Source organism: Candidatus Eisenbacteria bacterium (genome assembly GCA_013140805.1).
Lineage (GTDB): Bacteria > Eisenbacteria > RBG-16-71-46 > RBG-16-71-46 > RBG-16-71-46 > JABFRW01.
This window is the reverse complement of sequence record JABFRW010000099.1, coordinates 1-15,488: the sequence shown is the minus strand read 5'-3', so window position 1 is coordinate 15,488 and position 15,488 is coordinate 1. Positions and strand designations below refer to the sequence as shown.

Annotated in this window: 10 protein-coding genes; all 10 read right to left on the bottom strand. The window is 65.5% G+C overall.

Annotated elements, in window-relative coordinates:
* On the bottom strand, positions 1 to 1,196 hold a 1,196-nt coding region (locus HOP12_08560), incomplete at its 3' end, for a phosphoglycerate kinase (GenBank protein NOT34204.1).
* A gap of 7 nt (positions 1,197 to 1,203) precedes the next feature.
* Complete coding sequence (gene gap, locus HOP12_08555; GenBank protein ID NOT34203.1) at positions 1,204 to 2,205, bottom strand: type I glyceraldehyde-3-phosphate dehydrogenase; 1,002 nt, start codon at positions 2,203 to 2,205, stop codon at positions 1,204 to 1,206.
* Between the two features lie 40 nt (positions 2,206 to 2,245).
* The gene (locus tag HOP12_08550; protein ID NOT34202.1) at positions 2,246 to 3,283 is read right to left on the bottom strand and encodes a 6-phosphofructokinase; all 1,038 of its coding nucleotides are present in this window, start codon (positions 3,281 to 3,283) and stop codon (positions 2,246 to 2,248) included.
* A gap of 147 nt (positions 3,284 to 3,430) precedes the next feature.
* Complete coding sequence (locus tag HOP12_08545; GenBank protein ID NOT34201.1) at positions 3,431 to 4,930, bottom strand: GWxTD domain-containing protein; 1,500 nt, start codon at positions 4,928 to 4,930, stop codon at positions 3,431 to 3,433.
* 16 nt (positions 4,931 to 4,946) lie between these two features.
* Entirely contained in the window at positions 4,947 to 5,903 is a 957-nt protein-coding gene (locus tag HOP12_08540) for a PorV/PorQ family protein (GenBank protein ID NOT34200.1), read from the bottom strand.
* 27 nt (positions 5,904 to 5,930) lie between these two features.
* Complete coding sequence (locus HOP12_08535; GenBank protein ID NOT34199.1) at positions 5,931 to 8,801, bottom strand: hypothetical protein; 2,871 nt, start codon at positions 8,799 to 8,801, stop codon at positions 5,931 to 5,933.
* 22 nt (positions 8,802 to 8,823) lie between these two features.
* Positions 8,824 to 11,577, bottom strand: coding sequence for a TonB-dependent receptor (locus HOP12_08530; GenBank protein NOT34198.1), 2,754 nt, complete (start codon positions 11,575 to 11,577; stop codon positions 8,824 to 8,826).
* A gap of 317 nt (positions 11,578 to 11,894) precedes the next feature.
* Positions 11,895 to 13,523 carry a hypothetical protein gene (locus HOP12_08525; GenBank protein ID NOT34197.1) on the bottom strand — a complete coding sequence of 543 codons (1,629 nt, stop codon included), beginning with the start codon at positions 13,521 to 13,523 and terminating at the stop codon, positions 11,895 to 11,897.
* A 123-nt stretch (positions 13,524 to 13,646) separates the two neighbouring features.
* Entirely contained in the window at positions 13,647 to 14,339 is a 693-nt protein-coding gene (locus HOP12_08520; protein NOT34196.1) for a DNA-3-methyladenine glycosylase, read from the bottom strand.
* Positions 14,336 to 15,475 carry a phosphomannomutase/phosphoglucomutase gene (locus HOP12_08515; GenBank protein ID NOT34195.1) on the bottom strand — a complete coding sequence of 380 codons (1,140 nt, stop codon included), beginning with the start codon at positions 15,473 to 15,475 and terminating at the stop codon, positions 14,336 to 14,338. The genes HOP12_08520 and HOP12_08515 overlap by 4 nt, the downstream gene beginning before the upstream one ends.
* Positions 15,476 to 15,488 lie beyond the last annotated feature (13 nt).

The following is a 15,488-nucleotide window of genomic DNA, read 5'->3' as shown; positions in this document are numbered from 1 at the left end:
CGATCGTCGAGCGCCACGACACCCGGCAGCTCGCGACCCTCGAGGAACTCGAGCGAAGCGCCCCCGCCGGTCGAGATGTGCGAGAGGCGCTCGGCGAGCCCCGCCTCCTGCACGGCCGCCGCCGAATCACCGCCGCCCACGACCGTGATCGCGCCACGCGCGGTCGCCTCGGCGAGCGACTGCGCGACGGCGAAGGTCCCGGCGGCAAACGCGCGCACCTCGAAGATCCCCATCGGGCCGTTCCAGAGCACGGTCCGTGCGTCACGCAGTCGCTCCTGAAACAGCGCGACGCTCTCGGGGCCGATGTCGACGCCGATTTCGTCCGCGCCGAGTTCGGCAATGCGCGTCGGGCGTCCGGGCGCCGAGCCGTCGCTCGCGGTGCTCGCGACACAATCGGTGGGCAGCACCAGTTCGACGCCGCGCTGCTTCGCCTTCTCGAGCACGTCACGCGCCATCTCGAGGCGGTCCTCCTCGACCAGCGATCGCCCGGTCGGCACGCCCTGCGCCCGCAGGAACGTGAACATCATCGCGCCGCCGATCAGCAGCCGATCCACCTTGCCGAGGAGCGACTCGATGACGTCGATCTTGCCCGAGATCTTGGACCCGCCGAGGATTGCGACGAACGGTCGGCGCGGCTCGGACAGCACCTTGCCCAGATATTCGAGCTCCTTCTCCATCAGGAATCCCGCCACCGCCGGCTTGAGAAATCGCGGAACGCCCTCGGTGGACGCGTGCGCCCGATGCGCGGTTCCGAACGCATCGTTGACGTAAGCCTGCCCGAGCGACGCGAGCGAACGCGCGAAGTCCGCGTCGTTCGCCTCCTCCTCGGGATGGAAGCGCAAGTTCTCGAGCAACAGCACCTGCCCGTCGGCGAGTGCCCCCGCCGCGCGGCTTGCGATCTCACCGACGCACTCGGTCGCGAAGGCGACCGGCTGACGCAGCAGCCGCTCGAGCCGCACCGCGACCGGCCGAAGGCTGTACTTCGCCTCGGGTCCGCCCTTCGGCCGGCCGAGGTGCGACATGAGGATCACGCGAGCGCCGCGCTCCACGAGATGCCGCAGCGTCGGCATCGCGGCGACGAGCCGCGTGTCGTCCGAGACTTCGCCGTCCTTGAGCGGCACGTTGAAGTCGACGCGCACCAGCACCCGTTGGCCGTGCGGGTGAAGGTCACGCAGCGTGCACTTGGCGAAGCTCATCGCGTCCTCACGCCATCATCAGCAGGGCGTCGACCATGCGATTCGAGAAGCCCCACTCGTTGTCGTACCACGAGAACACTTTGACGCTGGTGCCGTCCATGACCAGCGTCGAGAGCGAGTCGAACACGCTGCTGGCGGGATTGCCGATGATGTCCTGCGAAACGATCGGGTCCTCGCAGTATTCGAGGTAGCCCTTGAGCGGCCCGTCGGCCGCCGCCTTCATGGCCGCATTGATCGCGCCGCGATCGGTCGGCTTCTTGATCGTGCACACGAGGTCGACGAGTGAACCGTCGCACACCGGCACCCGCACCGCGTAGCCGTCGAGCTTACCTTTGAGTTCCGGCAGCACTTCGCCGATCGCCTTGGCGGCGCCCGTCGAGGTCGGGATCATCGACATCGCCGCGGCGCGTGCGCGACGAAGGTCCTTGTGCGGAAGGTCGAGGATGTTCTGATCGTTCGTGTACGCGTGGATCGTTGTCATGAATCCACGCTCGATCCCGAACGAGTCGTTCAACACTTTCGCGATCGGCGCCAGGCAGTTCGTGGTGCACGAACCGATCGAGACCACGGTGTGTTTCGCGCGATCGAAGCCGTGATGATTCACGCCCATCACGAACGTGAGATCAGCGCCCCTGGAGGGTGCCGACACCAGCACGGTGCGCGCGCCGGCCTGCAAATGTGCGACCGCCTTGTCCTTATCGGTGAAGCGACCCGTCGCCTCGATCACGACCTCGACGCCGAGGTCTTTCCAGGGCAGCTTCGCGGGGTCTTTCTCGGCGAACACCTTCATCACGTCGCCGACCACCATCAGACCGGCGTCGGACGGTTTCGCAGGGCACTCCTGCCAGATCCCGTGCACGCTGTCGAAACGCATGAGATGCTGCAACGTCGCCGCGTCGGTCAGGTCGTTGACCGCGACGAAGTCGATCGGCGCATTGCGGCGCTTCGCGGCCCGCACCACCAGCCGACCGATGCGTCCGAAACCATTGATGCCCACACGCAGTGCCATTGGCTCTCCCTCGTTGAAGGCGGCCGGAGCCGCCGCGGCGTCAGCCGAAGAACACGTTCGCGACTTCCACCAACGCCGGATCAGCCGGGCGCGGGCCCTGCGCGACGACTTCGATCGGGACCGATTCGATCTGAAGGCCGCGCAGACACACCATGCGCCCGAACTCCGCGCGGTGCGCGAGGTCGACCGCGACCACTCCCATGCGGCTCCCGAGCAGTCGATCGAATGCGGTCGGCGTGCCACCGCGCTGCACGTAGCCCAGCGTCACGGTGCGGGTCTCCACCTGCAGTTCCTTCTCGATGCGCGCCGCGAGCCGCTCACCGATGCCGCCGTAGCGCGGACGTCCGAAGGCGTCGAGGCGTTGCGGCACTTCGAGCACCTCGCCGTCCGGATCGGCCTCGAAGCGCGCGCCCTCCGCCACCACGACGATGCTGAAGTCGCGACCGCGCGCCTTGCGCTGGCGGATCACGTCACACACTCGCTTCGCGCTCACCGGCTGCTCAGGACAGACCGCCATGTCGGCCCCACCTGCGATCGCCGCGCTCAGCGCCAGCCATCCGGTGGTGCGACCCATGACCTCGAGCACGATCACGCGATCGTGTGACTCGGCGGTGCTGTGCAATGCGTCGACGGCGCGCACCACGGTGGTGAGCGCCGTGTCGTACCCGAATGAGTAGTCGGTTCCGGGTACGTCGTTATCGATCGTCTTCGGGATGCCGATCAGGGGAACGCCCGCGGCCGCAAGGCGTGAGGCGGCGGCAAGGGTGCCGTCACCGCCGCACACCAATACGCCGTCGAGACCGTGGAGCTGCAGCGCTTCACGAATCCCCTCGAGGCCGGGCGCTTCGCGGAACGGGTCGACGCGTGAGGTTCCGAGCATGGTGCCGCCACGCGGCAGAATGCCCGAGATCGCGTTCAAGTCCAGCTCGACTACACGATTGCGCAGCATGCCCAGCCAGCCATCCTGGAAACCGAGCATGTGGCCGTCGTAGGTCCGGATCGTTCGCACCACGGCGGCGCGAATGACGGCGTTCAGTCCGGGGCAGTCACCGCCGCCGGTCAGGATCCCGAGGCGCATGGGTGAGCCGAATTCTCGAGGGGGAAGGAAGCGTGGGTCGCGGGCGAGCTTCGCAACGGCGGGGCACTATGCCGGATGCTCGCGAGCAGGGTCAAGAACCGCGCCGCGACTCGCTGCTCCTCGAGCTCGGGCCGTGCGGCGCGGCGCTCACTCGGTGCTGTAACGCTGGCGAAAGTCGCCGTAGCCGTGCTCGTCGACGAACAGGAACACCAGTCGCCGGCGGAAGCGCGAGCCGCCCGGCTGGTCGCGCGGCACATTCAGCGGCAGGCGACTCTCGCCCTGATAGATCCACAGCTCGAATGGATGCTGGTTGCCGCCCAGCCCCTGCATGGCGATGTCGCCGGTCGGCCGCGCGTCGGTGAGGTTCAACTCGCGCACGATGCGATTGAGCGTCTCGTCTCCGGTCGGGATCACCTGGCGCTCGACCGCGTCCGGCTCGCCGTAGCGGATGAACACACGCCCCATGTCGGAGAACATGCCGGGCTCGAGCGCGCTGCGGGACCAGGTCTTGTTCGCAAAGTCCGCGCGTTGGCGAAACGTCACGCGCGCCTCGTTCTCAGCAGTCTCGGGCGAGGGATCACGCCGCCGCCACCACTCCTCGAGATAGGCTTCGCGCGCTCCCACCGACATGCGTTCGAAGCGCTCTTCCTCTTCCTGGTCGAACAGCAGGTGAACCTCGTCGACGGCGTCCGCCGGCCCGCGACTCCAACTGTTCTCCTGCCAGCCGACACTGAACGGCGCGCGTCGAGCCAGCGAGCCCGAGTCGCCCTCCTGCCACGCCCGCACTTCCAACGCATACGCACCGGCCGGCACCGAAGCGAGATCGTGGCGTACGATCACCGCGAGTCGCGGCCCGGTCGGCCCGCTCGAGTCGCTCTCCGACACGATACGGCCGCCGCTGTCGAGCACCCGGGAAATCCAGTGCCACGCGCCATTCGACTCGGCGCGCCCGCGAGCCTCGAACGCGGCGATCAGCTCGGTCTGCAGCAGTCCGTAGAGCCGCTCGGGATTCGGCAACAATTGACGCTGGCCGTGCGCGAATCCCCGCTCGCTCGGGGCGAGACCCTCGGCCCAGGCGAACTCGAGATCCGAGATCTCGCGCCCCGCCTGCGGTCCCGGCACCACGAAGTCGCCCCGCACCTGTTCGTTTCCCCGGGCTCGACGCCCGATCAAGCCGACACGGGGCGGCTCCGGGTCCTCGAGGCGAACCTCCAGCCGATGCGCGCCCGGCCGGGTCCGAAACGGCAGCATCAGCACCTTGCCGAGCGCTCCCCCGCTGTCTCCCGGGGCGAATTCGAGCGACTGTCGCACTTCCCCGGCGCGCGCGCCGAACGCGTTGACGAGGTTCACGAGCACCACCAGTCGCCCACGACCATCGCGCTCGCGACCCAGTCCTGCCAGTGTCGAATTCGGAACCCGCAGGTAGACCTCGAGTCGCGTCGCGCCGCTGTCCGGAAACGCCGCGGCGTCGACGGTGAAGGTCATGCGCCCCGGGACTCGCCACGGCAGCGGTCCAGGCCCGTCCAGGTCGTCCTCGGGGACCGCGCGCGGCCGCGCGCCGATCAGCATCGTCAGCGCCACCAGCGCGCAAAACCAACGCGCTCCCCGGAGCAGGGAGCGCGTGGTGTTCGTGGCCGAACGATTCATGTGACCCGCGGGTCTCTCAGAAATCAAAGGTGAGTGAGAAGCGATGCGCGCTGCCCAGGTCCTTCATGTCGGTGTAGGCGTAGTCGAGATCCGCCTTGGCCAGTGCCGAGACCGGAAACCGGAAACCCACGCCGCCCGCGATTCCTTCCGCGTCGTAGTTGATGTTGTAGCCGCCGCGCAGCGCCAGAAAGTCGTGGTAGACGTACTCGCCGCCCACGTTCATGCGCTCGGAATTATCCGGAGGATGCGAGAACTCGAACGCCCCGATGAGCTTCTGATCCGCGCGTTCGATCAGCGAGAACGAGGTACCGACCCGGAAGATCGAAGGGATGCGACCGGCGCGATCGATGAACTTCAGTTCGGTACCGATGTTCGAGATCGACATTCCGATCTTCATGCCGAGCGTGCCGACGTCGTAGAGCGTGCCGACGTCGAACGCGTAGGTCTGCTGCGTGAACTCGGCGAGTCCCTCGGAAATCAGATTGGCGGTGAAACCGGCGCTGAACTTGTCGGTGAACGAACGCGCGTACGTGAGCCCGACGGCCATCATGCCGGCGTCGAACGTGCGCCCGGTGCCGACGATCGGATCGGGCTGGTAGGCGGTGGTTTCGACCATCGGCTTCATGGTCAGCGCTCGCACGTTGATGCCGAACGCGCCCGGGAAGCGCTTCATGTGGAAGACGTAGCCGATCTGCTCGAACTGCAGATCCGCGATCCACTGCGCGTGATTGAGGTTCAGCTGGGCGCCGTCGGGATCGATGCGGGCGATACCCGCCGCGTTCCAGTAGAGCGAGCTCGCATCGTCGGCGATCGCGACGAACGTGCCCCCCATTCCGGACGCGCGCGCGCCGACGGCGATCTTCAGGAACTGCCCGTCGAAGGTCCCGACCTTCTCGAAGATATTGGCTGCCCCAGCGCCCGCGGGGATCACGAGGATCCCGAGAACTCCCAGAGCCGCGAAAAGTCGCTTCACAGATTGCCTCCTGTCCGTCACGGTCGCCTACCGGATGATCACGAACGTTCCGCGCTGTGTTCCCTGATCCGACTCCACGACGAACACGTAGATGCCGCTGACGACATCCTGTCCATTGCGTGAGATCAGGTTCCAGCGCGCCTGACCATCGTTCGGATTGTCCTGCTGCCGATTGAAGCCCTCGCGAACCACACCGCTCGGACTCGTGACGGGCTGCCGGATGTCGGCGTTGACCGCGTCATCGCTCTTGATCTGGGCGACCAGGTCGCCTGAGACCGAATAGATTCGAAGGCCCCACTGCCCGCGCGGCATTCCCAGGAAATCGATGTGAGTTCCGGTCGGGTCGGAGGCGTTCGGCGTCAGATCCCACGCCGATGGACGGCGGGACAGATCCGAATATCCGCGATAGGGATTGGGTACCACGTAGACACTGGTCCCCGTGGCCGCGGAGACCTGCGGGACCACGTACTCGGTTTCGGTTGCGGCACGGCGTCCGAATAGCTCGGTACCGGTCGTGGTCGAGTCTCCCGAGGTCACCGCGTAGAAGTAGACGAACCCGTTCTTGACCTCGGTGTCGACGAACCGATAACGCCCGATCGGATAACGCGTGCGCTTGATGATCTGAGTTCGGCTGCCGACCACGAGTCCGCTGTCGACCTGGCACTCGCCGCCCTTGAGCACGCACGCAAGCGTGGTGTCCGGGCGAATGATGTGACCATTCTGGCGGTTCCAGACGTCGCCACGACGCAGGCAGATCTCCATCGAATCGGAGCTCTCGGGGATGTAGAACTTCGGACACACCAGCGTGGACTCGGCCGAATTGAGCGGATTCACGCGCCAGTACTGATTCGAATCGCGGTAGTCGAACAATCGATACTCGCCGAGCAGAGCCCACTCCTCATCCGAGGGTCCCGAGGCGCCGACCGGCCGGCGCCAGTTCGAGACCTTCCAGAGTCGGTAGCTGCGGAAGTCGAATTCGCCGGTCTTGGGATCCGCGGTGGTCTCGGCCACGTTGTCCCACGCAAGCGTCACGCGACGATCGCCGCCGGGGACCAGGTCCGAGGTGCGATCCGGATTGTCGGAAAAGTTGTAGATCGAGGAAAGGTTCAGATTGGGATTCGGCGGCGGAGACTCAGCGTTCCAGTGCCGCAGATAGAACCCGATGCCGCGCGTTTCGCTGTAGACGCCGGTGCAGAAGTCGCAGTCGAAGTTGAACCAGGTCTTCTCGCGATCGTTGACGATCTTGCCCGAGACCTCGCCGCCGCAATTCTCGAACAGCGTGCGCTGCGGGGTGCCCAGCGGGAGCTGGACGCCGGTTTCACAACCGAAGCACGGCCGGCCATTGTAAGCCTTTGGAACGTCGTCCTCGAATCCGGGGCGCGGCTCCTCATAGACGCCTTCGTAGGCGACTTGTGCGGTGTAGGCGTTCGCGAGCGCCGGGTACTTCTGGAACAGCTGGGTCGACGAGATCAGTCCCGAATTGAACCGCGCGTAGTCGAACGGATAGTCCACCAGCGTGCGCAGCTCGCCGCGCTGCATGGCGTAGCACACCGTGACCGAGAAGCTTCCGCCGTCCGGCAGCTGATTGAACGGCCCGACCGAGAACCAGGTCTGATAGTCCCCGCGCTGGTCGCCGCGCTCCAGGGTGATGTGACCGCTCTCGGGATCGATGTTGTCGTTGCCCGACATGAATTCGTAGCGCTGCTGATCGATCGTGGGATTGCCGCCGTCGGTGTAGGGAGTTCCGGCAAGGTGCGAGCGGAACGAGTGAAAGCGAACCTTGCTCGGCGCCAGCGCACCGAGCGGATCGAGCGTCATGCCCATCAGCAGGATCGACGGCACACCACGCGTGCGGCCGCCGTCGCCTTCGTCGTCGACGACCGAGAAGCCGTTGATGTTGATGTTCAACATCGGGCACATCGAAACCGTGTCGCCCATCACGCTCGCGATCTGGCGACGCGGATCGGTGACCGCGACCGCGGTCGGGAATACGCCGAACGGGAAGAACGGAACGTCGAAGTCGTCGGTGAAGTAGTTCGAAACGTCGATCGGCCCGCAATCCATGTCGGAACGGATGCCGAAGTAAAGACTGTCGAGCACATGTCCGGAGCGATTGATGACCGTGAACTCGATCGGATTGAAGTCCTGATTGCCCGGAATCGAGTAGGCCCAGGCGATCTGTCGAAGTTCGACGCCGAGCGGAATGTGCTTCTCGTTCGCGACCAGGTTGATCGCTGCCGGCGTATCGTCCCGCATCGAGCAGGAGTACATCTGCTGCCCGAGCGCCGCGTAGTCCTCGTCGATGAGTCCGTCGCCATCGTTGTCGCGGCCGTCGAGGAAGTCCTCGTCGATGCGCTGCCGGCCGGTCGAAGGGTTGACGTCCCCATCGTCGTTCGTGAGCCGCGCTGCACCCGGGGCGCCGTCGAACGAGCGATACATCCTGTCTTCGGGCTCCAGAGTGGCGGGACGCCACTCCTGCGAGTAGCTCACGCGTCGCACCGCGGCCGGATCGGTCGCGGTCGGATTCACCCCACCCACTGCCAGAAGTCCGAACGCCAGGTACTCGATGCTCGACGCGCCCGGCCACTGCAGCGACGGGTCACTCGAGAGGTTCGTGAACGGATTCCCGATGATGCCGTTGTTCGTCAACTTCAAGTAGACATTACCGACCGTCAGCACGGCTCCCGGCCCGAAGATGTCGGGAATCGCGTTGATCTGGTTCGGCGTACGTCCCTTGATCGGCTGCTGGCCGTCGCCGAATGCCTCGGGGTAGGCGGCGCGAAACTCCTGCAACAGCGCCTCGTCGGCGCGTGCGTGCACCGGAGTGGCGCGCAGCGTTCCGAGCGCCACCACCAGCGTGACGACGGCAAGACCTCGCTGAATCGTAAACGTAGTCATGCTCCCTCGTTGCCGTTCGATCCTAGAAGGTGACGCTCACGCCCATACGGACGAAGCGGCCCTCCTGGAATACCCGCGGGTCACGCAGCGGCACCCAATCGTTGAGGCCGTCGCCATTCGTGTCGTAGAGATACGCACCACCCGCTCGACCGGTCTCGGTGAAGTAGATGAGGTACTCGTCACCGGACTGATTCACGTTCGGATTCGGGAACACTCCGAACGTCGGGCTCGAGATGTTGGTGGCATCGAGCACGTTGCGTGCATCGAAGAACAACGTCACGTTCTGGCCCCACACACGGAAGTACTTGTCGCCGTCGATCGTGAGCGTCGAGTTGGAAGGCAGCCGGCGCGAATTGTTGAGTACCGGATCGGGACGGCGGTCATTGCGAAACGCCGGCGTGAACGGGAAGCCGGAGCCATACGACCACAGCAGTCGGATGCCCCACTTGCCCGGGTCGCGCACCACTCCCTGGATGGAGAGCGTGTTGCGCTGGTCCCAATTGAGCGGCTGCTCCGAGATCGGCAGGTACAGACGCCCGCCGTTGAAAAACTGAAGAGCCTGGTTCGGATCCGAGGCGACGCCGGTCGCGAGCGAGTAGGTGTAATTGACCTCGGCCGAGAACTTGTGACTGAAGCTCTTGATGAGACTGGCTTCGAATCCACGCGCGCTGGCGTAGTCGCCGTTGAAAAACACGTTGACCAGGTTGCCGAGGTTATCGCGCTGCTGACGCACGGTGATGAGACCGTAGATGTCCTTGAAGAACACGGCGAACTGGCCGGAGATGTCGCGCGTGAAGAGATGCTGCACGCCGGCCTGATAAGCAATGTTCGTCTCCGGTTCGAGATCCGGATTGCCCTGAGTGCCGACCGCGGCATTGACCCCGCGATTCTCGAACACGAAGCTGCGCGACGGAGTCTGATAGGTCCAGCCGTAGTGGAAGCTCAGCACGTCCTTGTCAGAGATCGGATACGCGATTCCGAGGCGCGGGCTGAACTGCTGCTTGTAGCGCTTGCCGCTCGGCAGGTCGGCGGCCTCGATCTGGGCGCCGGGCGTGAACAGGTCGTAGCGCACGCCCGCATTGAGCACCAGACCTTCGTACTCCCAGCGGTCCTGCACGTACGCGGCGGCTTCGGGGTTGTAGTTGATGAACTCCGAGCGGTTGCCGCCCGGAAGTCCGTTGCTCTCCAGGTTGGGCAGATTGAGCGACAGGTTCTGCACGCGGTTGTAGCGCGACTCGATACCTGACTTCACGGAGTGCTGCTTCCAGCGCCGCGTCGAGAAGTCGCTCTTGAGCGTCCAGGTCGAGGTGTTGACCTTGTCGTACTCGGGGAAGTCACCGTGGGTGGCATAGAACGGATTGTTCTCGGTCCCGCCGCCGATGTTGCCGCTCCAGTAGAACGGGCTCTGGATGTCGTAGTCCCACGGCTCCTTGCCACCCACCGAATGGAGCAACCGGAAGTTGAGGCGCGAGAGGCGAGTGGTCACCACCGACTTGTCGGACAGCTGATTGATCCAAACCGCCGTGTACGACTGGTACTGATCGTCGTCCGAAGGCAGCTTGTCCGCCATGTTCTCCGCTCGGTAGGTGCTGTCGAGTTGCGTGAACGACCAGCTGCCGTACCGCTCGCGGTACTGATCGGGCTGCCCGAGTGCCCGGATGGTGTCGATCGACACCTGGACGTAACCGTTGCGACTCCACATGTGGTTGTAGTCGGTGGAGACCGAGCGGTTGTTGATCATCTCGAACGTCACCTTGTGACGTGAGTTCGCACGGTATGCGAATTTGAGGTTGCTGTTGACCTGATTGGACTGGCGATTGCCGAGCCGGATGAAGTCCCACAGCGTGCGCTCCGGTCGCGCCATTCCGAGCTTGAGGTAGGTGTCGGTCCAGGTTCCCTCGTAGGTCGCGAAGTAGGTCAGGTTCTTGATCGGCGTAGGCCCACCGAAGCCAACCTGGAAACGGTCGAAGTTGTCGAACGTCTTGGTGGGGTCGCCGTAGCGGTCGGTGTCCCAACGCACTTCGCCGCCGAACTTCTCGGTTCCTTCTCGCGTGCTCACGCTCACGACACCGGACAGGGCATTGCCGTACTCGGCGTCGAAGCCGCCCGAGATCACCTCGGTGCCGGCGACCGCGAGGTTCGCGATGTTCGCACCACGTCCCGACAGCGGATCGGAGACTTCGACGCCGTCGAACTGGAATTTGACCTCACCGGAGCGGCCGCCGCGGAAATGCAGTCCGTCGCTCGATGCCACGACTCCGGCCTTGAGCCCGACCGCCTCGCGCAGGTTGTCGACGGGAATCTCGCGCAACTTCTCACCCGAGATGCTCTGCTTCGAGCTCGACGACTTGGTGTCGATCACCTTCTCGCCTCGAACCTCGAAGACCTCCATCTCCTTCGTCACCTTGGCGCCGCCGAGGGCGATGAGCAGGTTCGAGACAGCCCCGGCATTGACCTGGACCGACTGGACCTTGGCGTCGAATCCGATCGCCTGCACCCGCACCTGCTGGGCTCCGACCGGAACGCCGACCAGCCGGAAGTGCCCGTCGTCGTCGGTCGCGCTGCCGAGCTTGGTTCCGAGCACGGTGACATTGGCGAATGCAACCGGGTCCTTCCCACCTTCCGTGACACGGCCGGTGATGGTTCCGGTAGCAGCTGCGGGGGCGGCGGGAGCCGCTGGCCTCGATCCCTGGGCCAGGGAAAACGAGGCCGTCGACACGAGACAGAGTGCGACGGCGCACGCCGTCACGAGCGCGCGTCGGCTGGTGACGAGCATGGAGGTGAACCTCAGGGGAGTGTGAGCGAACATCACGGTGCAAACGGCGGCCGAAGCTGCACGTTGCCCGACGGACAAACCAGTGTCAACGCGAGAGTCACGAGCGTTCCATGCACGATCCGGCATGAGCATGCGTCGGTTGAAGTCCGGTGTGACGGGACCTCGAAACGTCGGGATGAAAGCTCGGGGAGTCGGCGCCAGGAGGACACGAAGAGCCCTCGAGGATGGTGCACGCGTCAACGGCGTGCGGCGCCCGGACACAGGTGAATATCGGCCGTCGGGGCCCAATACGTCAAGGCTTTTTTCAGCCCTCCTCATCAGAGATCCCATCGCACCTGGGCTGCGAACTGCTGCCCGGTCTGGCGCTGATCGGCCGGCGAATCGAAATCAGGGTCCGACCATTCGAATCCGTAGCCGACGCCCGCCTCCCAGTGTGCTTCGCGCGGACGCACGGTGAACCCGGCGGTGAGCTGCTTGCGAACGTACTCGTTGCGCTCGGTCAGTTCGTCCTGGTCCTCGTTCGTCATGCGAAATCCGAACGCGGTCACCATCTGGGGCGAACAGCGGTACTCAAGTCCGCCGCGCGCGTCCCACCTTTTGCGCTCCGGTCCCGCTCCGCTCGAAAGCTGGTCGGTGCGCTGGCGCAGAGTGTGGAACTCGCCCGCCAGTCGCGCGCGATCGCCCATGAATCTCCAGCCTGCCCCGACCGCCGCCGACAGATCGCGAACCTGCGAGTTCTCCGCGCTCACGCTGTCGGCGAGGAACAGCGAGTCGGTTCCGGGTCGCGTACCGATCGAGTTGCGGAAGAAGTTGAACGAGGTTCGATCGTCGAGCGCCGGCGGAGTAATGCGAACCTTGCGGTAGAACGTTCCGACTTCACCGTTCAGCTCGAGCGAACCGAGCATCCAGCGCGCCCGACCGCGCATCTGCGAACCCTCTTCGTAGCGCCGCAGAAAGCTGCCGCGCCCGGCAAGCGGAAATTGCTGCAGCCCGGCGGAGATCGAGAAGAACCAGCGCTCGTCGTTCGAAGCCTGCCAGCCGCGGCCGTCGGCGATCCATTCGAAGTTGTTGCCGATGCGGCCGAGTAGCGTCGCCTGGCCGATTCCGTAGGGGCGTTTGCTGTCACGGCTCGAGCTGTGCCGGACCCCATCGTTCACGCCATCGATCTTGGTCTGCAATCCGTCGACACCCAGCGCGGCGGTCAACCACGGGCCGAGCTCGTACGCGAGTCCCGCACCGACTCCGGTCGCGGTGACGTCCATCTGATCCGGATCGAACAGATTCGGCGGGTCGACGATGTCGCCCTCGAGATCGATGTACTGACCCTGTGGTTTGGAGAGGATCAGTCGGTACTCGTCGCCGGCCGACTGTCGCGTGTAGCCGCCTCTCAGCGCGTAGCTCATGCGACCGGAGAGGAAGCTCGGAATCGGGCCCGCGATCACCCCGTAACCATTCGGCGTCGACGCGAACGCGCGACGAGCCACGATGTTCGAGAATGGCCTCTGGGTCTGATCGCTGCCGAGATCGCCATAGAAGCCGTACCCGTTGCGACTCGGGGTGCGGCGGATCAGTTCGTAGCGCATCCGCACTTCACGCGCGCCGAGATTCTGGCGCGGCAGCGGGGCCCCCGACGGCAGTCCGTTGCGGGTCGCCTGCGTGGTGGTCGCCCCGGGACTGAAGTCGAGAGTCGAAGTTGAATCCTCGCGCGCGAGCCCCACCGGGTTGCGGGCGAAGTCCCACAGCGAAAGGCGGTTGTCGCGGTCGCTCAAGAGCGTGAGCCCCCCCATCCCGAGCAGCCGGGGAAGGCGTGGAGCGGGTTCACGAGAGATTCCGTACGGCTCGAAGATGGCGTCGATCGCCTGCCCATGACTCGGCGTTGGCATCCCAGTGATGCCCATGGCGATTCCAGCGAGCGCGCTCAGCCACAGGCTGCGCGATCCGCGCATGCGAACTCCTTTCCGACTAGCCGGTCCTCAAGGGAACGAGTCCGTGCAATGGAAAACGTCCCCACCTTCCGGGCGAAAGTGGCGCGCGGTCAACGAGCTGCGCGATGCACGAAGCACGGGATACTAAGAATGGCTCGCGAGAGTGTCAACGTTTTCCTGACGTTCGGGGCGTGTGCCGCGGAGTTCGGGACGGGCCGACATGCCCCGCGCACCCGAGACGCACGGATGACCGCTCAGAAAGAAGCGCCACCGGCGCTCGACTTCGCGACTCACGCCGATACGCGGACCCGTGGCGATCGCCCGGCCTCCACGACGCGGCGCTCGGTCGGCAATCCAGAGCGAGCCCTCCACCAGATCCAATCCATCGTGCGTCCGCGACAACCCCAATGCCTGCGCCACGCATCCGGGGCCACGCGTCAGTGCGACGTCCTCGCGCCCGCCACGGCGCTCACGCATGCGGTCGAGGCCGACCAGGGGCTCGAGCGCACGGATCAGCACCGCGTTCGAAACGCCGCGAGCGCCGGTGACGACGTTGATGCAGTGGTGAATGCCGTGACTCAGATAAACGTAGAGTCGCCCCGGCGGCCCGAACATCGTGAGGTTGCGAGGGGTCGCGCCGCGGAACGCGTGGCTCGCCGCGTCTCGCGCTCCACCGTAGGCCTCGACCTCGACGATGCGCCCGGCAAGCTGTTCGCCATGCTCCCGCCGGACCAGCACGCGACCGAGCAGCGCGCGCGCCACCACCGCCGGCTCCCGATCGAAGAAGTGGCGCGGCAGCGGCGGGCCGAATTCCGGCGCGGGCAATCGCGACTTCAATGTGCGACCGCCTCCCCCACGCCGAGCCGCCGCAGCGGCTCCATCATGAGCTGCTCGATCTCGCGCAGCCGCTCGGCGGTACGAGCCTCGAAACGCACCACCACGACCGGCTGCGTGTTCGAAGCGCGCACCAGTCCCCAGCCGTCCCCGAACTCGACGCGCGCTCCGTCGATGTCGATCACGCGATACCTGGCGCCGAACTCCTGCTTGATCGCTTCGGGGATCTGGAACTTGCGTTCTTCCGAACACGCCAGGCGGGTCTCGGGGGTGGCGAAGTATTGCGGGAGGGTGTCCACCAGCTCACCCAGCGTCTTGCCGCTCGCCGCGACGAAGCGCATCAGGCGTCCGGCCGCGAACAGCGCGTCGTCGAAGCCGAAGTAGCCCTCGCTGAAGAACATGTGCCCGGACATCTCTCCCGCGATCGGCGCACCGGTCTGCAGCAGGCGCTGCTTGATGAGCGAGTGCCCCGTCTTCCACATCGTCGGCTTGCCGCCGTGCGCCGCGATGTCCTCGGCGAGCCCCTGCGAACACTTGACGTCGAAGATCACCTCCGCGCCCGGAACGCGAGTCAGCACGTCGCGCGCCAGCAGAGCGAGCAGCTGATCGCCCCACACGATGCGCCCGTCGCCGGCCACCGCGCCGATACGGTCGGCATCACCGTCAAAGCCGATGCCGAAGTCGGCACCTTGCGCCTTCACCTCGCGCTGCAGGTCGACCAGCAGCGCCGGCACCGTCGGATCGGGCAGGTGATTGGGGAAGCGACCATCGAGCTCAGCGAACAGCGGAGTGATGCGGTGGCCCATGCGCTCGAAGGTCTGCGGCACGACGGTTCCCGCACAGCCGTTGCCGCAGTCCAACACCACGTGCAGTCCCTTCGGACTCGCGAGTCGTTCGATCAGCATGGCGCGATACTCGTCGAGGATCGGTCGATCGACGGCCTCGCCGGCTCCGTCGGCGAAGTCCGATCGCTCGATCATGTCCAGCAGCTTCTGGATCTCGGCTCCGAACACCGGGCTCGAGCGCTTCGCCATCTTGAAGCCGTTGAACTCGGGCGGATTGTGGCTGCCGGTGATTTGAATCCCGGCATCGAGCCCGCGCGCGGCGACGGCGTAGTAGAGCGCCGGCGTCGGTACCACGCCGACGCTCTAC